This window comes from Mycobacterium sp. Dal123C01, from assembly GCF_052566995.1.
Genome location: NZ_CP199580.1, coordinates 625118 through 643160, shown reverse-complemented (window position 1 = coordinate 643160; position 18043 = coordinate 625118). Strand labels below are relative to the sequence as shown.

Sequence of the window (18043 nt, the reverse complement as noted above, 5' to 3'; positions counted from 1 at the left end):
ACTCGAGAAACTTTAAACCTATTGACAGGCTGCAAGTTTGAAGCGGTGACAGCTCCAACGATTAATGTCGTCAGTCGACGCCACGCATGCCAATGAGCTATTAAAACGCCATTGGGCAGCTGACAACCCCACAAAATGAACCTGCTTCAGGTGCGCTATGTTTAAGACGGCGAACGGCTGGATGTGCAACTTGACATGTAAATTAGTTTGTGCCCAATAACGTTCCACGACAGAAGGACCAACTCCGACTCTGTTGAGCGCAAGCGGTTTTCCGCGATCTTGGCGGCTCGGGTGCGCAAGTCCCCGCAGATCAGCGAGGCCTTGCAATTGCTGTATCTGCACGGGCTGTCTACCGGTGATTTCATATCGGGCCTTCACCGCGTCCTCCGCCGGGGTTACGTTCGGCGCCCCACCAAACATGGCAGCGCATGAGACTTGCCGACGGCGTCGGCCTACACACGACCGCCCGAATGTGCATCGGCGGAGATTCATCGAGACGCGCTTTCGCGAACCTGTGTGCTGGATCTGTCCTGTTGCGGATGGAATCCGAACCGCCGCGCCACGTCCGCGACCGCGGAGACCGCGAAGTCGAGTTGCTGGCGCGATAGTGTCGCCATCATGCTAAACCGCAGTCGTTGTAACTCCCTTGGAACCGCCGGGAATTCAATCCCGTTGACGAATACGCCTGCGTCGTGCAATGCGGCAACCACGTCGGCAATCGGTACGAACGTCGGCAGGATCAGCGGAATGATCGAGGTGCCGGGCTTGACCGTGAATCCCTCGGAACGCAATGCCGCCGTGAAGTATTCGGTGTTGTCCGACAGCGCGCCCAACCGCTCGGGATGGGCGTTGATGAAGTCGATCGAGGCGAGAACCGAGGCGACCGTTGCAGGCGGTAACGACGCGGAGAACATGTACGGCCGGGCGAAGAACCGCAACCAGTCCACCACGTCCCGGGAACCCGCGACGAAGCCTCCCGCGGTCGCGAAGACCTTGGAAAACGTACCCATCGCGATATCGACCCCATCCTTCATCCCGAAATGCTCCGCGGTCCCCGAGCCGGTGGCGCCAAGCACCCCGGCACCGTGCGCGTCATCGACCGCGAGCAATGCGCCGTAGCTGTCGCACAACGCTCTGATCTGCGGCAATGGCGCGATATCGCCGTCCATTGAATAGACGCCTTCCACGGCGACAACGATGTTGCAACCCGGGTCGCGCCAGCGCACCTGCATCAGCCGATGGCGCAGTTCCTTAAGGTCGTTGTGGGCGAACGCCATCGCGCGCACGCGGCCTAACTGGATGCCGTCATAAAGGCTAGCGTGATTTTGTTGGTCGTAGATCAGCACGTCACCCTTGCGCAGTACCCCCGTGACCCATCCGATATTGGCGCAGTAACCAGAGGAGAACACGAGGGCAGCCTCGCAGCCCTTCCACTCAGCAAGGCGCTGTTCGAGTCGCCGGTGCAGCGACGAGGTGCCATTGAGCAAAGGCGGACCGCCGAGGCCGATACCAAACTCCTCGGTGGCAGCGATGGCGGCGGCGATAATTTCCGGCTCGTCGGCCAGACCGAGGTAGTTGTTCGATCCGAGCATGACCAACTCGCGTGGTGCTTCGGACCCCCGACGCGCGGTCACCACCGGCCCGGCGGTAGATGTGACCTCCCGCAGAACGAAACCTTTGGCATACGCGTTGTCGACGAAGGGGCGGAAAGAGCCGAACCGCCCCTCGAAGTCGCCTGCATCGCGGTCGATGAAGTATTCGAGACTGAAGTTCCCCTCGTGTCGGCTTGTTTGGGTCACTGGGGTGTCCCGACGTCTTCGCGCCCGGTGACGAACATCGTGCGCGCCCTGGCGCGCTGCAGCTTGCCGCTGGTTGTCTTCGGGATCGAATGCGGTGGCACCACGTGAACGGCGACAGGTGGTACACCGGTGCGAATACTCACTGCGATCCGGACGTCGTGGCGCAGCCGATCATGGTCGGTTTCAGGCAATTCCGACTCTACGATCAAGTGCAGTGCCTCGGTGCTCTCGTCTGGATGGGGCGCCGAGGTGGCGACGACGCCGCCGCGGCGCACTCCAGGTATTACCTCGGCCGCCGCCTCGAAGTCCGACGGGAAGTGGTTTACCCCGCGGATGATGACAATGTCCTTAGCACGCCCGGCCACCCGTAGCCTGCCTTCGCGCAGGTAGCCGAGATCCCCAGAGTCCCACCAGCCTTCGGTGTCGAGGCAGGCAGCAGTCGCGTCCGGGCTGCGGAAGTAGCCCGAGGTCACCGATGGCCCGCGGAACTGGATGTGCCCCAAGCGATCCGACGCGCATACCGCGCCCGCGGCATCGACAATCCTGACCTCGGTACCGGGCACCGGTGGGCCGCAGTCAACCAGGTGTATCGCCTCGGCGCAATCGGGCCCGGCGTCGACCGCGTGTCCGTCACGCACGAGCCGACCGCGATCGACGGTGTCGAACCGGACCCCTTCCCCCGAAGGGGGCACCATAGTGACCGCCAACGTCGCCTCGGCCAGGCCGTAGCACGGTGCGATCGCGCCCTCAGGCAGGCCGTAACGCTGAAATCGGTCGACGAATGCCTCGACGGTCTGCGGCACGATCGGCTCGGCGCCGCAACTGAGCATGCGCCACGAGGACAGATCGATTTCGGTGATGTCTTCGTCGCGGATTCGGGCCGCGGCATAGCCGAACGCGAAATTCGGTGCGGCTGCGATAGTGCCGCGGTAGGTGTGGACCGCTAGCAACCACTCCTGCGGCGCCTGCAGGAATCGGGTTACCGGGATCAGCACGGCGTCACCGTGGGTGAACATCGGTGTCAGGAACCCGCCGATCAGCCCCATGTCGTGGTAGAGCGGCAGCCAGCTGACCCACACGTCCTCTGGACCGCAACCGGTCAGCGCGGTGATCTGGGCGCAGTGGGCCGCCAGGTTCGCGTGGCTGATTACCACGCCCTTCGGACGGCCGGTTGATCCGGAAGTGCACTGGATGAAGGCCGGATCCGCTGCGGCGGGCAGTCGCAGCTCGGTATCTGCAACGCCCGCAGCGATCGACTCGGCGTGCAGCTGTTCCCCGTCGATCAGACGGCACGTCAGCATAAGCGGGGCAATCCCGTCGATGACCCCTTGTTCGGCGATGATGGCAACGGGATCCAGATAGTCGACAAGCTGGGCGACCTTTTGGCCGAACACCTCCATCGCGCCATAGGCGCTAGGCGTCGCGATATTAGTCGGGACGGCACCCAGCATCAGGGCGCTAAGGAAGACGCTGAGAAACGCCGGCGAAGTAGGCAGACAGATCAGTACTCGGTCACCGGACCGGACGCCTTGATCAGCAAGTCGCGCTGCGGCCTGGCACGCCGCAGCAGCGAGCCGGTCGTGGCCGAAGACGAGTTCCTCGCCGGAACCCGGGAGCACGATAGTGCGCGGCACACCGTTGTCGCGTTCAGCGCCGGCCACCAGCGCGTGCACGATGCTCGGATACGCAGTGGGAAGCTGGGCGATCGATAGCGTCATCGCAGTTCTCCAGCGAAGTGGGCCGCAATGGCCGCAGTCGTATCGAGCCGCGCAGCCACATCTTCGGGGAGCTCGACGGCAAACTCTTCTTCGAGTCGCAGGGTCAGTTCGATGGCGCGCGGTGAGTCGAGCCCATAGTTGACCAGGGCGGCATCGTCATCGATGTCGGTGACCGGCACCCAAAGCACCTCAGCGACGACCGCGCGCACACGATCAAGTAGGGGTCGCGCAGTGGAAAGTCTCATGTGATCAGTCCTGTTGACAGGTCGTCCGCGTTCACTGCAGCGGCGACAAAACTTATGGGTGAGCCGCATCTGCTCGCACCGCACCTAATGGAAAGGATTGGCGCAGCGCTGTTTTGACCACAGCATCCGGCATGGCAGCGCACAGTTGACCCATCAGCAAAATTTCGTTGTTGCTCCGAGCTCTGCGACATCGACGTTCAGACTGGCTGCATAACTAGTCAGCAGTCGAAAAGCGCCATCACTCATGCGTGGGTCGATGTACTTGTTTAACTTATGATCCCGAATCCACTCTTGGCTATGTGTCGTCGATCACGCAGGCGCGCAAGCGGATACACTTAATAGGAGATAATAGGATCCACCTAATAGGATACCCCTATTAGGTGGATCCTCTGTCGTACAACCAATTCCAAACTACCTTGCGCAACGTTTCCGCCATCGAAATCGCAGGCCTGCCCGGCCATCCCGAACCCTGCGGCCACCGTTGCCGTTGCCGTTGCCGCTGCTGCAGATCTGCAATTCTTCTGCCCTTTAGTCCTACTTTAGGCCAACTGTGTGGGGATAAGACATCAGCCGTTTTCAACTGTCCAGCAACGAGTGTCGCCGTGAGCTTCCCGAAGCCCGTCGTGCATTGCCGATTTCGTCACGGTACATCCCGCCATTACGGCCGTCGAAGCGGCGACGTGAAAGAGCCCATGGAAATCATCGACGGCACGTTTATTGCGGCTTTGTCCCACAGCAAGGCGGAGTTGACATGCATCAATCACTGCGGACGGTCGTCGCGCGACGAGTCCTTGTCGTATTCAGCGCAGCGTTGATCGCCGCGGTGCTCAACGCCGGCGGAGCGAGTGCCGACGGGCCCGTGCAGCTGCGAAGCCGACTTGGCGACGCGTGTCTGGACGCCCCGAGCGCGGACTGGTTCACCTTCGCGGTGGTCAACCCATGCAACGGGACGGACTTCAGCGCTGGAATGTCACCGGCGACGGGCGACTCGAATGCGCGGCGTTCCCCGGGCAAGGCCTGAGCGTTGACAGCTCCCGCACGCGTCTGCAGCCGTGCTGGAAACAGCCAGCGTCGGACCATCCAGGACAACGGCCAGATCACCGCCGTCCTCGGCGGCTGCCTCACCGTCCTCGGTAGCCCGGGCCCGGGAACATGGGTGGCCACCCGCATCTGCAACGGCTCGCCCGAGCAGGGGTGGGACCTGGTGCCGTGACCGGCTAACCGCCAGCCCGCAAGCAATCTGTGTTGTCGCCGGTGATGAGCCTCCGCCGCGCAAATTAGAGGTAGTCTCCCAACGGCATGAAGCGATTTGTCGTCGCGGGATTAACTACCACGCTGGTGGCCGGCGTGCTGACCGCTGGCGCGCTGATCGCCTCGCCCCCGGCCAGTGCTGCCTGCCAATTCGGTGGCATCGTTATCAGCAAGTGCGATGGACCCGTCCAGCCCGACGGCACCTGGCAACGGTGCGTGGTGTTTCCCCCTACCAGCGGGCGTGACGGCACCCCGGTTTACGTCACCAACACCAACTGCCAAACGCTGGGTCCCGACCAGCATCCGTCGGGTGTCGCCTTCAACGACCCACCGACGCACATCGACGACTAGCCCACACAGCTTCTCACCTGCCGCAAAGTCAGTTCCCATCCCGTTCTGAACTGCGGCCTCGACACTCTTTGGGATCGGTAGTAGCGCCGGCGGCATTCACTTGCCACCATGCGACCAAGGAGAAACATGAACGCCAACGTCAAGGCGCCGCGGATCACGCGATTGGCCATTACCGCTTTGGTGTCTAGTGGTCTGGCTCTGGGGGCTGCGGGATTGGCGCCCGTCACCGCCCACGGCGACGCCAACACCGATTGGGGGCCGGCGAAACATTGGTGTCCGGGGGAGCCCCTCCCGGCAACCGGTAATCACGTCACCGACCCAATTCACGACTGGAACCCGACGGTATGCCACACCTACTACTACCTGTGGCCCGGAATGGGCAATGTCTCCCACATGATTTGGGACGGCGACAACCCACCTCCCAAGCCGCCACCCCCGGTTGGCCTCTATTGCGACCCGGGAACATTCTTCGGAAATTGCCGGATAGGTGACCACCCGTAGGCTCACGGCCAGACGGAAGCGGTGCCCTTGTAGTTCCCGTTGAGCGCCGTGCAGAAGTCCGAGTTCGTGCCGGCGTACAACACGGTGTAGTCGCCGCCCTTGTTGTCGAATGTCTGCGGGGGATAGGCCCAGCCGCTGTTGCACATTGACGTTGGGCTGCCCATCGACGGCCTGCGCCAATTGGACATCTCGCATGCTTTCATCGCCGCGACGTCCGGGTAGGCGCTCTTCGCGATGACGAGCATGGCGCCTCCCCACTTCCCGTCATTGCGTCGGTAGCCGCGCGCCCCGAATCCGGCATTGTTCTTCTGGCACACCAGCGCGCGCTGCAGCGCCATGAAGGGCAAGGCGAGGTCGCGATCACTGATACCTGCTGCCGCAGCGATGAATTGAGCCGCGTCCGGGCCGTCGACTTCTTGGACGTTGGGATCATTGAGGCTCTTGAGTTGTTGTGACATCTGCGGTGCGGCGCCGCCGCCACCGATGATCGGCCCGCCGTTGGTGGGCGTCATCGGGGGCAGTGTGCCGGTCGGATCGGCGACGGCAGTGGGCACGCCCAAAGCGCCCAGGGCCAGCGTGCACGCAACGAAAGCACGAATCCGCATGCCTCGACTCCTTCGGTTATCTCCCCGTCGGCATGGGTGGGGCTGCGTCAGGAGCCACCACCGCACCGACCTTGCGGAACAGTATGTCGGCTTGGTTACTGTAGTTGCCCTGGTCATCGAACGCCTCCGGGGCATAGGTGACCGCGACGGCGATCGCCACCTTCTGCGCAGGCAGGTATGCCTCCACACCCGCGCAGCCGGAGAACAACGGGTTCTGCATCAGCCAGTCGCCGGAGGTGATGATTCCCAGACCATAGGTGTAGCCCTCGTTTTGGTCGAAGCAGGTTGGGCAGCCCGGTTGGGAGTGCGTCTTGCCGCGCAGCGCTGTCGACACCATTTTCTTGTACGAGTCCGTCGAGAGCAGCTTGCCCGAGCCGACGCCGACCGCGGTAGCTTCCATGTCGTAGATGTTGGTGGTCTGAATCGCGCCATGGGTGATGGTCCAGGACGGGTTCCAGTACGTCGACTCTTCGTAGAACGGAGTTCCCGCCGGGATTTTGAGTGCCTTACGCCGCTCGGAGCTGAACGTGTGCAGGACGGGCCAGGGAATTTCGGGTGTCTCGGAGTTCGTGGTGGATTTCAGGCCCAGTGGGCCCAGTACCTCGTTGTGCAGCAGCGTCGGCATGTCCTGGCCGGTGGCCTTCTCCAGCGCCAGTCCCAGCAGGACGTAGTCGGTGTGCGCGTAGTTCCAGTTTGTTCCCGGATCGTAGAGCAGTGGCCGTCCCGAAATCTGGGCAAGTATGTCTTGAGTTGTCAACTGCTGGAACGGGTTTGCGTACAACTCGTTTTCGAGCTGACCGTTGCCGATGACGTAATCGGGGTAACCGGCCGTCATCTGCGCCAGTTGCCCCAACGTGACGCGTTGCGCGTTGGGAAAGTCGGGCAGCCATTTCGACAACCGGTCGTCAAGGCTCAGCTTCTTGTCGTCGACCAGCTTCAGCAGCAACGTCGACACGTAGGAGATCGCGACTGCGCCGTTGCGGAAGTGCATGTCGGTGGTGGCCGGCACCCCGGTCATCGAGTCGCCGACGGCCTGGGTGACCACCTCCTTGCCGTCCACCGTGACGCGAACGATTGCGGCCTTCAGGTGGGCCTGCGTCATGAAGGTGCGGACCACCCGCATCACGGCATCGGCTTTGGCCTTGTCGGCTGAGTCCGCCTGCGACGCTGGCGGGGCCGACTTGTGCCCACAGCCGAGTATCAGCGAAGCGATGACCAGACACGCGACCCAGCGCAAGAACGGCATATCCGAGTCTTACAGCCGGGCGCGCTACCCGTCGACGGTTTCCAGCAGGAGCGCATAATCCGCCCGGCGGCCGTCGGAAACCAACGAGTGGAGCACGTGGTGGGTCTGCAGCCGGATGTATTCCTCGACGGTGTAAATCGGGCCGAAGTGCCAGTGCTTGAGCGCCCAGCCGTGCGCGATCAGCATGATGTCGAAAACGGTGAGGTCGACATCGACGTCGCGGAACACCCCGGCAGCAATGCCGGCCTCGATCGCCGCGCGCAGCGGTGCGGCACTGGCGATTTCGAGGTCCTTGATCTGCGCGCGCCCGCCCGGCCCCAGCGTTCGGCTCTCCCGGTAGGTCAGCACGACGCCGTCGAGGTTCTCGTCGACGATCTCGATGTAGCGGCGGATTCCCGCAGCCAACCGCTCGACGGCGTCGTCGCCGGCCGCATCCATCACCGGTGCCAGCTGATCGCGAAACACATCCAGGATCCGCACGATCGTCGCCAGCAGCAGATCCTCCTTGCCGCCAAAGTACTTGTAGATCAAGCCGACACTGACGCTGGCCTCGGCGGCGAGGTCCTGCATGGACATCTGGTGAAATCCGGTCTGACCCATGACGGTGACCGCCGCGTCGAGCACCTGTCGGCGCCGCGAGCTGACCCGGGCCGCCCGTACCGCCTCCTCGACGGGAAGGTCACCGTAATCGACGGACATCAGATGCCTAAGTCCTTGGCGATGATGGTCTTCATGATCTCGTTGGTCCCGCCGTAGATGGTCTGGATGCGGGCGTCGACGAACGCACGCGACACGCTGTACTCCCGCATGTAGCCATAGCCGCCGTGCAGTTGCAGGCAGCGATCGGCGGTGCGCACCTGCAGGTCGGTGGTCCACCATTTCAGCCGGGCCGCCCGCGCCGCGGTCAGCTCGCCAACCAAATGTTCGGCCAGGCAGTCGTCGAGGAAGGTACGGGCGATATCGAGTTCGGTCGCCAGTTCGGCGAGCACAAATTGGCTGTGCTGGAAACTGGCGATCGGTGACCCGAAGGCCTTGCGGCCACGGACGTAGTCGAGCGTGTCGGCCAGCACGGTTTCGGCGGCGGCCACCGCGCCCACGCCCAGGGCGAGCCGCTCCTGCGGCAGATTTCCCACCAGCTGATAGAACCCGCTGCCCTCTTCGCCAAGCAGATTCTCTTTCGCCACCCGCATGTCGGTGAACGCGAGCTCGCTGGTGTCCTGGGCGTGCAGGCCGATCTTCTCCAGGTTGCGGCCACGCTCGAAACCCGGGGTGTCGGCGTCCACCACCAGAAGTGACAGGCCCTTGTGCCGGTCCGGCGACGTGCGCACCGCGATGACGAACAGGTCGCCGCTTTGGCCGTTGGAGATGAACGTCTTGGCGCCGTTGACGACGTAGTGATCGCCGTCGCGCACCGCGGCGGTGCGGATCCCGGCCAGGTCGCTTCCGGTGCCGGGCTCGGTCATCGCGATGGCGAGCACCGTCTCGCCGGTCACCACGCCGGGCAGCCAGCGCTGCTGCTGCTCGGGTGTCGTCAGATCGGTCAGATAGGGCAGCACGATGTCGTTTTGCAGCGTGAACGAAATCGACTCCGACGCCGCCCCGGCCCGCTGCAATTCGTCGATCACAATCGCGTTGTAGCGAAAGTCATTGACCCCGGCGCCCCCGAGGTGTTCAGGGACCGAAAAGCCCAGCAGCCCAAGCTTTCCAGCTTCGATGAACAGTGAACGGTCCCATTGGCCGTTGCGTTCCCAGGTTTCGTGCGAGGGTACGACGGTCTGCTGCACGAAATCGCGTACCAGTTCCCGGAACTGGTGATGCTCAGACGTGTATTCCAGGCGTGCGGACATCGGGTACTCCTGTCAGCGGAAGGCGTCGCTACCGGTGAAAGCCTGGCCGAGCACCAGCTGGTGCATCTCCGGGGTGCCTTCGTAGGTCAGCACCGACTCCAGGTTGACCATGTGCCGGATGACCGGGTATTCCAGCGATATCCCGTTGCCGCCCAGTATCGTTCGTGCTGTGCGGCAAATCTTGATCGCCTCACGGGTGTTGTTGAGCTTGCCGAAACTGACCTGCTCGGGGCGTAGCCCGCCGCTGTCTTTGAGACGGCCGAGGTGCAGCGACAGCAGCTGTCCCTTGTGCAATTCGACCGCCATGTCGACGAGTTTCGCCTGGGTCAGCTGGAATCCCGCGATCGGCCGGCCGAACTGCGTGCGTTGCATTGCGTAGTCGAGTGCGGCCTGCCACGCCGTGCGGGCCGCTCCCATCGAACCCCAGATGATGCCGTAACGCGCCTCGGACAGACACGACAGCGGCCCGCGCAGACCCTTGGCGCCGGGCAGCATCGCGTCGGCGGGCACCCGCACGTCGTCCAGGACCAGCTCGCTGGTGATCGACGCCCGCAGCGACAGCTTGTGGTGAATCGTGTTGGCGGTGAAGCCCGCGGAACGGGTGGGGACGATGAAGCCGCGGATCCCGTCGTCGGTGTTGGCCCACACGACCGCGACATCGGCGACCGAACCGTTGGTGATCCACATCTTGCGGCCGTTGAGCACCCAGTCCGAACCATCCCGTCGTGCATGGGTTTTCATCGCCGCGGGATCGGACCCGGCGTCGGGTTCGGTGAGCCCGAAGCAGCCGAGCAGTTCGCCGGTGGCCATGCCGGGAAGCCACTGCTGCTTCTGTTCCTCGGAGCCGAACTGCCAGATCGCGAACATCGCCAGCGATCCCTGCACCGAGACCATCGACCGAATCCCCGAGTCGGCGGCCTCGAGCTCGGTACAGGCCAGGCCGTAGTGCACCGCCGAGGCGCCGCCGCAGCCGTAGCCCTCTAGATGCATGCCGAGCAGCCCGAGCTCGCCGAACTGCTTGCCGAGTTGGCGGACCGGCAGGTCGCCGATCTCGAACCACTCGGCGATGTGCGGGACGACATGCTCGGCACAGAACTTTCTGACCGTGTCGCGCACGGCGATCTCATCGCTGGACAGCGATGCGTCGAGGCCAAGGGGGTCGTCTCGATTGAACGCCGGAGGTTTCTGAGTGCTCATAGAAGTCAGCCTGCCATCGTTAGGCCGCCGCTGACGCTGATCACCTGTCCGGTGATGAACGACGCGGCGTCGGAGGCGAAGAACAGCACGGGTGCCGCGACCTCGTCGGGCCTGGCCAGGCGGCGAAACGGGATCGCTTTGACCAGCGCCTCTTTCAGCTTCTCGGGCTGCGCATGGAACAGCGGCGTATCGGTCGGGCCGGGGCATACGCAGTTCACCGTGATCTGGTGGCGGGCCATCTCCCGGGCCAGCGATTTGGTGAGTGCGATGACTCCGCCTTTGGCGCCGGCATAGATCGATTCGCCCGCGCTGCCGACTCGACCGGCGTCGCTGGCCACGTTGACCACGCGTCCGCCGCCGTGCGTCTCGATCATGCCCGGCAGGAACGCCCCGCAGATGTGCACCGGGCCCAGGTAGTTGATCGCGACCACCTTGGCAGCGAATTCCGGTGTGGCATTGAGGAATTGGTCGGTCCGGTCCCAGCCGGCGGCGTTGACGACGATGTCGGGCACGCCGGCCTCGGCGTGGGTCCTTTTCCGCAGGGCGTCGACTTGGGCTGGGTCGGCGACGTCGACCGGCAGCGCGGTGATCAGCTCGGGCTGCGCTGTGGCGGTAGCCGCGGCCGCGGCTTCGTCCAGATCGGCCGCGACGACCCGGTCCCCCCGGGCGGCGAAGGCCAGGGCTATCGCCTTGCCGATGCCCGACCCGGCGCCGGTCACCACGGCAAGCCTGCTTTGTGAATGGTTATTCATTTCCGACGAATCTAGGTTCACCCTGCGGTGGGGTCAAGGAGTCGGCCCAGCGGTAGTCTCGCTGCATGCAGCGGCTGGGGTGGCTGGGCGTGGACGTGTTGTGCGTGCTGGTGTTCTGCGCCGCGGGGCGCCGCAGTCACGACGAAGGGCTCAATATCACCGGCGTCGTGACGACGGCCTGGCCGTTTCTCACCGGGACCGCGATCGGTTGGCTGGCGGCCCGTGCCTGGCGGCGGCCCACCGCAGTGGTGCCCACCGGGGTGGTGATCTGGTTGTGCACCGTCGTGATCGGCATGGTGTTGCGCAAGGCCAGTTCCGCGGGCGTGGCTGTGAGTTTCGTCGTGGTCGCCGCGACGGTCACCGCCGTCTTATTGCTCGGCTGGCGAGCGGCCGTCGGGCTGACCCTGCGGCACCGCTCCGACATCTGACAACGGATGGCGCGGACAGACGACGACACGTGGGGTCCCGACAGCGGCGTCGGCATGACCGCGACGTTCGGGGCCGTGGCGAGGGCGCTGGCGACCAATGAGGGTCTGATCGAAGACCCGTTCGCCGAGCATTTGGTGCGCGCCGCGGGGGTGCAGTACTTCACTCGGATGGTCGACGACCAGCGGTATGCGGATGACGGCGGCGACAACGCCGTCATGACCGGGCTCATCACCCTGCTTGGGGCGCACACCCGGTTCCTGGATGAATTCCTGGCCGCCGCCGGGCGGGCGGGCATTCGCCAAGTGGTGATCCTGGCCTCTGGTCTCGATACTCGGGCGTATCGGCTGTGGTGGCCGCCGGGGACGACGGTGTATGAGGTCGATCAGCCGGACGTGATCGACTTCAAGACCGCCGTGTTGCGCGGACTGGGCGCCGAGCTGAACGCGAACCGTCGTGCGGTGGGCGCCGATCTTCGCCGAGATTGGTTGACGCCAATGCGGCGGGTGGGTTTCGACGCTGCCCAACCCACGGTGTGGATTGCGGAGACGCTGCTCGTCGGGTTCTTGCACCCCGACGGGCAGGATCAGTTACTGCACGATGTCACGGCAGCCAGTGCCCCGGGGAGCCGTTTCGCCGGCGATCACCTGCCCACCTGGACCTCATTCCAGCTGGAGGCTGGGCAGACGTTCGTCGACACCTGGCGCCAATTCGGTCTCGACGTCGAGCTGGCCGGGCTGACTTATCCGGGCGAATACCGCGCTGTCCCGCAGTATCTGGCGGACCATGGCTGGGAGACCGTCGAAAGAAATGTCGCCGATTTGTTCGCCGCGATTGGAATGGGCGCCCAGTGGCGTGGCAGCCCCGATGACAATGGGATCACGCCCCGATATGTCACGGCCGGAATGCATCCGGCCGATGGGCGTTAGAGGTGAGGTGAGGGTGAGTCAGCTCCAATTTGTGCCGGCCGCGTTGGATGACGCGTTGGCCCAGCCGTTGCTGACGGAGCTCGCCGCGGAGTACGCGCAGCGGTATGACAGCACACCAGCAACGGTATTGGCGTGGCTGAAGGACAATCCCGCTGACGAGTTCGCGTCTCCGGACGGGGGCATGTTGATGGGTCTGCTGGATGGCCGCCCGGTCACCGGCGGCGGGTTTCGGCGATACGACCCCGAGACGGCCGAACTCAAGCGAATCTGGACCGACAGCGCGCATCGCCGCCGCGGATACGCGATGGCGCTGCTCGCCGAGTTGGAGGCCGAGATCGCCGCACGCGGCTACCGGAAGGTCTACCTGATGACCGGCAACCGCCAGCCCGAGGCCGAGGAGCTATACCTGGCCACCGGATACACCCGGTTGGCCGGGCCGTTGCCGTCGCAAGGTCCGGTCTTCCCGATCGCATTCGAAAAGCGGCTCACATGACCGAGCAGCTACATCTGGGCGTCGCGCTGGACGGCTACGGGTGGGACCCCCAAGCATGGCGGGCGACCCTGGCGTCCGACCCCGAGACGGCACCGGTGCTGAGCGGTCGGTACTGGGCCGGCCTCGCCGCCACCGCTGAGCGTGGGCTGCTCGACTTCCTCACCATCGACGACACCTTGATGCCGCAGCCCGGGCGTCGTGAGCGGATCTCGCCGCAACGGCTGGCCGGCCGCGGCGACGCCGTGCTGGTCGCAGCCCGCATCGCACCGGTGACGCGGCACATCGGGCTGATCCCGGTGGCCACGGTGACCCATACCGAGCCGTTTCATGTCTCCAAAGCCATTGCCACGCTTGACTATGTCTCACATGGCCGGGCGGGTTGGCAGCCTCGAGTCAGCTCGACCACGCACGAGGCGGCGCTGTTCGGACGCCGGGAGGGATCCGTCGACGGCTTGTTCGAGGAGGCTATCGACTACGTCGAGGTGGTGCGCCGGCTCTGGGACAGCTGGGAGGACGACGCGATCATCCGCGACGTGACGACCGGCCGCTACGTCGACATCGACAAACTGCACTACATCGACTTCGCCGGAAAGTTCTTCTCGGTCAAGGGGCCGTCGATCACGCCGCGTCCGCCGCAGGGTCAGCCGGTGGTGGCAGTGCTGGCACACTCCGGCCCCGTCTACGAATTCGCTGCTATCAGTGGCGATGTCGTGTTCATCACGCCTACCGACGACGCTTCGGTGCGCAGCATCATCGACGAGGTCCGGGTGGCAGGCGGCGCCGATTTGAAAGTCTTTGCGGACGTGCTGGTCTCGTTCGACGGCCCGGGCGACCCCCGCTCCGATGCTCTCAACTTCACCGCCAGCCCAGAGGAATTGGTGGACCTGCTGCTGGAATGGCAGGGGTTGGGCATTGACGGTGTGCGATTGCGGCCGGCCGTCAACGCCACCGATCTCCCGTTGATCGTCGACGAGGTGGTTCCGCTGCTGCAGCGGGCCGGCAGGTTCCGCGCCGCGTATCGGGATGGCGAAACGCTGCGCGCCCGGCTCGGATTGCCGGTAGCGCCTAACCGGTACGCGGGGGTCAGGCAATGACTCCGCTGTCGATCCTGGACCTCGCGCCGGTCAGCGCCGGCAGCAACCCCGCGACGGCATTGCGCAACACCATCGAACTGGCACAGCGCGCCGAACAGTGGGGGTTTCGCAGATACTGGGTTGCCGAGCATCACTTCGTCGGCGTGGCCAGTTCCGCACCGGCGGTGCTGATCGGGCAGATCGCGGCCGCTACCAACAGAATTCGGGTGGGGGCGGCCGCGGTCCAGCTTGGCTACACCACCGCCATCGCGGTGGTCGAGAGTTTCGGCATGCTCGAGGCCTTCTATCCGGGACGCATCGATCTCGGCGTTGGCCGGTCCGGGCAGCGCCGGTCTCAAGAACACAAACCCAAGAAGCCGAGAGAACCCAAGCCGCCACGCGTGTGGCACGAGGTGGACGGCGTGGTCATTCCGACCCCGTTCGACCTGCGCGGGCTGCTCGATCTGGAACGGTTGCAGCCCACCATGGAGATCCTGCAGCAGCCGGAGGCGGTATCGCCGGACTTCGCCGAGCAGGTTGACGACATTCTCGCCCTGCTGGACGGCACCTACCACGCCGGCAAGTTCGACGTGCATGCAGTGCCCGGCGAACGAAGCGGGTTGTGGCCGTGGGTCTTCGGGAGCACCCGGGGACAAAGCGCGCGGGTTGCCGGAGCCTTGGGATTGCCGTTCGTCGCGAGCTATCACATCACGCCGGCCACTGCGCTGGAAGCTATCGAGGCTTACCGCGACACGTTCGTACCGTCGGCGGCCTTGGCGAAGCCGTATGTGGTGGTGTCCGCCGACATCGTGGTTGCCGATGACAGTGCTACGGCACGGCGTTTGGCGGCCGGATATGGCCATTGGGTGTATTCGATCCGGACCGGAGTCGGCGCCATGCCCTACCCCGACTCCGACGACTGTCCACCGCTGAGCGATGACCAGCTGGCGGTGGTAAAGGACCGGCTGGCAACGCAATTCGTGGGGAATCCGGACGAAGTCGCCGAGCGGTTGCAGGCACTGCAGCGGGTCACCGGCGCCGACGAACTCGTCGTCACCTCGGTGACTCACCGCCAGGAGGACCGGCTGCGGTCCCACGAGCTGATCGCCAAACGCTGGGGGATCACCGAGTGAGTGTCCGAGAGGGCAAGAACCGCAAGCCGATTCACTTGGCGGCTCACTTCCCGGGGGTCAACAACACCACCGTGTGGACCGATCCCGGCGCGGGCAGCCAGATCGAATTCGACTCGTTCATCCACCTCGCCCGAACCGCCGAGCGAGGACTGTTCGACTTCTTCTTCCTGGCCGAAGGGCTGCGGCTGCGCGAGCACCGGGGCCGGATCTACGATCTCGACGTGGTGGGGCGGCCGGACACCTTCACCGTGCTGGCGGCCCTGGCGGGTGTCACCGACCGGATCGGACTGACCGGGACGATCAACACCACCTTCAACGAACCCTTCGAGGTGGCAAGGCAATTCGCCACCCTTGACCAGCTGTCCGGTGGCCGCGCCGGCTGGAACATCGTCACCTCGTCGGATGCGTTCACCGGCGCGAACTTCCGGCGCGGCGGTTTCCTGGACCATGCCGATAGATATCGGCGGGCCGAGGAGTTCCTCACCGTCGCACGCCAATTCTGGGACAGCTGGGAAGCCGGCGCGGTGCTGGCGGATGTCGAAACGGGGACGTATCTCGACCCGTCGGGTATTCGGTCGGTCGAACACCAGGGACCGCAGTTCGACGTCCGAGGGTTCCCCACGCTGCCGGTCGGGCCGCAAGGCCATCCGATCCTGTTGCAGGCGGGCGACTCCGCCGATGGCCGCGCGTTCGGCGCCCGGTATGGCGACGCCTTGTTCACCCTGCACTCGTCACTGGAAGACGGGCAGCGCTACTACGCCGACGTCAAGGGCCGGGCCGTGTCATCCGGCCGAGACCCCAACCAGCTCAAGGTTTTTCCGGCGGCGACCTTCGTCCTCGGCGCCAGCGACGCCGACGCCGTGGACAAGGCGCGACACATCCGCCATCAGCAGGTCAGCGGAGCGACCGCGATCGCGATGCTAGAGCAGGTCTGGGGCCGCGACCTCACGGACTACGACCCGGAAGGGCCGCTGCCCGATTTCGATCCGGTCGTCGACAGCGACATCACCCAGGGCCGCGTCCGCCACGTCGACCCGATCGCGGTGGCCCGCCGTTACCGCGAACGCGCCGAGGCGGAGCACCTGTCGATCCGCGAACTGGTCATCGCCGTCACCAACCGCGAGCAGTTCGTCGGTACCGCGGCGCAGATCGCCGACGAGATCGATGAATACATCCAGGCCGACGCCTGCGACGGGTTCATTCTGGTGCCGCATCTGACACCGCATGGTCTCGACGAGTTCGTCGATGAGGTGGTGCCACTACTGCAGGAGCGCTACGCCTTTCGCACCGAATACACCGGCGAAACGCTGCGAGATCATCTGGGACTCAGTGAGTTCGCGGCGCGTACATGATGATGGCCACGCCGACTAGACAGATCACGGCCCCGGTGACATCCCAACGATCGGGCCGAAACCCGTCGAAACCCATGCCCCACAACAGCGAGCCGGCGACGAAGATCCCGCCGTACGCGGCCAGGATGCGACCGAAATGCGCGTCGGGCTGCAGGGTGGCGACAAAACCGTAGGCGCCCAGCGCGATGACGCCCCAGCCCACCCACATCCAGCCGCGGTGTTCGCGCACTCCCTGCCACACCAACCACGCGCCGCCGATCTCGAACAGCGCCGCCAGGACGAACAGGGCGATCGACTTGGCAACCGTCACCGAGCGCCCGCCTTTTCCAGTGCCGCATCGGTCGCTTCGCGGATTGGGCCGCGCCACACCGGGCCGTGGCCCGGTGCCAGGATTTCGGTCTCCAGCAGGGCCAACGCGGACAGGGTTCGGATGCAGTTCTCCTGGCTGTAGCTAAAGATCGCCGGCAGCAGTTGTGGCCCCTCGTGACGTATGAGCGGGTGCCCGGTGACCAGCGCATCGCCGCTGGCCAGCACACCGTCGACCAGGTACGAGCAGTGACCGTTGGTGTGGCCGGGGCTGAAAACAGGCATCGGGTGCCCCGGCAGCCCCGCGGCGATTTCGGGCGTCAGCGCCTTGGTCGTCGGAATCCCATCGCGGATCAGGCCGCCGCTGCGCACCACGTGAGCGGTCCACACCGCCCATGTGGGCCGCCAGATACGCAGCGCCAGATCAAGAATCGACACCTGCTCCAAGTACTCGCGCTTGGCGTGGCCGACTTCGTCGGCGTGGCAGTAGACGGGAGTGCCGTGTTCGCTGGCGAACCAGATCGCCGAGCCCAGATGGTCGATGTGGGCGTGCGTCAGCAAGATGGCGCGCAGGTCGCCTGGGCCGTACCCGAGCGCATCGAGCGAGGCCAGCACGGCCTCCCGGTCGCCGGGATAGCCGGCGTCGATAAGCAGCACCCCGGTGTCGTCGGTGATCAGCGTCCAGTTGACGGCCTCACCCTGGGCGAGGTGCACGGTGTCGCTGATTTGAACAAGTGTTGGCGCTGGTGCCATGCCCGCGAGTCTAGGAGCGATCGCAAGCGCGGCGAAGCCGGGCGTAGCGGGTCGCGACCGTTTGCA

19 protein-coding genes and 1 pseudogene are annotated in these 18043 nt (G+C 64.9%); 9 read left to right on the top strand and 11 right to left on the bottom strand.

What is annotated here, in order from left to right; genetic code table 11:
* Window positions 1-488 precede the first annotated feature (488 nt).
* Genes ACTXG5_RS03170 through ACTXG5_RS03160 form a run of 3 tightly spaced genes read right to left on the bottom strand, consistent with a single transcriptional unit; the run spans window position 489 to window position 3762 of the window.
* The gene (locus ACTXG5_RS03170; protein WP_445162315.1) at window positions 489-1799 is read right to left on the bottom strand and encodes an aminotransferase class I/II-fold pyridoxal phosphate-dependent enzyme; all 1311 of its coding nucleotides are present in this window, start codon (window positions 1797-1799) and stop codon (window positions 489-491) included.
* A complete protein-coding gene (locus ACTXG5_RS03165) occupies window positions 1796-3517 on the bottom strand; it encodes an AMP-binding protein (protein ID WP_445162314.1) in 1722 nt (573 codons plus the stop codon). Before ACTXG5_RS03165 ends, ACTXG5_RS03170 begins: the two co-directional genes overlap by 4 nt.
* Window positions 3514-3762, bottom strand: coding sequence for an acyl carrier protein (locus ACTXG5_RS03160; RefSeq protein ID WP_445162313.1), 249 nt, complete (start codon window positions 3760-3762; stop codon window positions 3514-3516). Before ACTXG5_RS03160 ends, ACTXG5_RS03165 begins: the two co-directional genes overlap by 4 nt.
* 751 nt (window positions 3763-4513) lie before the next feature.
* On the opposite strand from ACTXG5_RS03160, the pseudogene ACTXG5_RS03155 reads away from it, so the two are divergent.
* The 3 genes and pseudogenes from ACTXG5_RS03155 (at window position 4514) to ACTXG5_RS03145 (ending at window position 5865) form a co-directional block, all read left to right on the top strand.
* Window positions 4514-4975, top strand: a pseudogene (locus ACTXG5_RS03155) (ricin-type beta-trefoil lectin domain protein).
* Window positions 4976-5061: 86 nt separating this feature from the next.
* The gene (locus tag ACTXG5_RS03150) at window positions 5062-5364 is read left to right on the top strand and encodes a CDGP domain-containing protein (RefSeq protein ID WP_445162312.1); all 303 of its coding nucleotides are present in this window, start codon (window positions 5062-5064) and stop codon (window positions 5362-5364) included.
* Between the two features lie 126 nt (window positions 5365-5490).
* Window positions 5491-5865, top strand: coding sequence for a hypothetical protein (locus ACTXG5_RS03145; protein ID WP_445162311.1), 375 nt, complete (start codon window positions 5491-5493; stop codon window positions 5863-5865).
* Between the two features lie 2 nt (window positions 5866-5867).
* Here the strand turns inward: ACTXG5_RS03145 and ACTXG5_RS03140 are convergent, their stop codons facing one another.
* The 6 genes from ACTXG5_RS03140 to ACTXG5_RS03115 are packed head-to-tail and all read right to left on the bottom strand — an operon-like array spanning window position 5868 to window position 11512.
* Complete coding sequence (locus ACTXG5_RS03140) at window positions 5868-6470, bottom strand: hypothetical protein (RefSeq protein ID WP_445162310.1); 603 nt, start codon at window positions 6468-6470, stop codon at window positions 5868-5870.
* A 16-nt stretch (window positions 6471-6486) separates the two neighbouring features.
* The gene (locus tag ACTXG5_RS03135; RefSeq protein ID WP_445162309.1) at window positions 6487-7716 is read right to left on the bottom strand and encodes a serine hydrolase domain-containing protein; all 1230 of its coding nucleotides are present in this window, start codon (window positions 7714-7716) and stop codon (window positions 6487-6489) included.
* Between the two features lie 24 nt (window positions 7717-7740).
* On the bottom strand, window positions 7741-8415 hold the full coding sequence (locus ACTXG5_RS03130) for a TetR/AcrR family transcriptional regulator (protein ID WP_445162308.1): 675 nt from the start codon (window positions 8413-8415) through the stop codon (window positions 7741-7743).
* Complete coding sequence (locus ACTXG5_RS03125; protein ID WP_445162307.1) at window positions 8415-9563, bottom strand: acyl-CoA dehydrogenase family protein; 1149 nt, start codon at window positions 9561-9563, stop codon at window positions 8415-8417. Before ACTXG5_RS03125 ends, ACTXG5_RS03130 begins: the two co-directional genes overlap by 1 nt.
* A 12-nt stretch (window positions 9564-9575) precedes the next feature.
* Window positions 9576-10760 carry an acyl-CoA dehydrogenase gene (locus ACTXG5_RS03120; protein WP_445162306.1) on the bottom strand — a complete coding sequence of 395 codons (1185 nt, stop codon included), beginning with the start codon at window positions 10758-10760 and terminating at the stop codon, window positions 9576-9578.
* Between the two features lie 5 nt (window positions 10761-10765).
* Entirely contained in the window at window positions 10766-11512 is a 747-nt protein-coding gene (locus ACTXG5_RS03115; RefSeq protein WP_445162305.1) for an SDR family NAD(P)-dependent oxidoreductase, read from the bottom strand.
* A 65-nt stretch (window positions 11513-11577) separates the two neighbouring features.
* Here ACTXG5_RS03115 and ACTXG5_RS03110 point away from each other — a divergent pair, with 65 nt between their 5' ends.
* The 6 genes from ACTXG5_RS03110 to ACTXG5_RS03085 are packed head-to-tail and all read left to right on the top strand — an operon-like array spanning window position 11578 to window position 16918.
* A complete protein-coding gene (locus ACTXG5_RS03110; protein ID WP_445162304.1) occupies window positions 11578-11940 on the top strand; it encodes a DUF3054 domain-containing protein in 363 nt (120 codons plus the stop codon).
* A 6-nt stretch (window positions 11941-11946) separates the two neighbouring features.
* Window positions 11947-12867 carry an SAM-dependent methyltransferase gene (locus tag ACTXG5_RS03105; protein ID WP_445162303.1) on the top strand — a complete coding sequence of 307 codons (921 nt, stop codon included), beginning with the start codon at window positions 11947-11949 and terminating at the stop codon, window positions 12865-12867.
* Window positions 12830-13360, top strand: coding sequence for a GNAT family N-acetyltransferase (locus ACTXG5_RS03100; protein ID WP_445162302.1), 531 nt, complete (start codon window positions 12830-12832; stop codon window positions 13358-13360). Before ACTXG5_RS03105 ends, ACTXG5_RS03100 begins: the two co-directional genes overlap by 38 nt.
* Window positions 13357-14454, top strand: coding sequence for an LLM class flavin-dependent oxidoreductase (locus ACTXG5_RS03095; protein WP_445162301.1), 1098 nt, complete (start codon window positions 13357-13359; stop codon window positions 14452-14454). The genes ACTXG5_RS03100 and ACTXG5_RS03095 overlap by 4 nt, the downstream gene beginning before the upstream one ends.
* Window positions 14451-15566 carry an LLM class flavin-dependent oxidoreductase gene (locus tag ACTXG5_RS03090; RefSeq protein ID WP_445162300.1) on the top strand — a complete coding sequence of 372 codons (1116 nt, stop codon included), beginning with the start codon at window positions 14451-14453 and terminating at the stop codon, window positions 15564-15566. Before ACTXG5_RS03095 ends, ACTXG5_RS03090 begins: the two co-directional genes overlap by 4 nt.
* Window positions 15563-16918 carry an NtaA/DmoA family FMN-dependent monooxygenase gene (locus tag ACTXG5_RS03085; protein WP_445162299.1) on the top strand — a complete coding sequence of 452 codons (1356 nt, stop codon included), beginning with the start codon at window positions 15563-15565 and terminating at the stop codon, window positions 16916-16918. Before ACTXG5_RS03090 ends, ACTXG5_RS03085 begins: the two co-directional genes overlap by 4 nt.
* Here ACTXG5_RS03085 and ACTXG5_RS03080 read toward each other — a convergent pair.
* Window positions 16893-17228 (bottom strand): YnfA family protein, encoded by a 336-nt coding sequence (locus ACTXG5_RS03080; protein WP_445162298.1) that lies wholly within the window; start codon window positions 17226-17228, stop codon window positions 16893-16895. The two genes, ACTXG5_RS03085 and ACTXG5_RS03080, sit on opposite strands and share 26 nt — an antisense overlap.
* The gene (locus ACTXG5_RS03075) at window positions 17225-17977 is read right to left on the bottom strand and encodes an MBL fold metallo-hydrolase (RefSeq protein WP_445162297.1); all 753 of its coding nucleotides are present in this window, start codon (window positions 17975-17977) and stop codon (window positions 17225-17227) included. Before ACTXG5_RS03075 ends, ACTXG5_RS03080 begins: the two co-directional genes overlap by 4 nt.
* Between the last annotated feature and the right edge of the window lie 66 nt (window positions 17978-18043).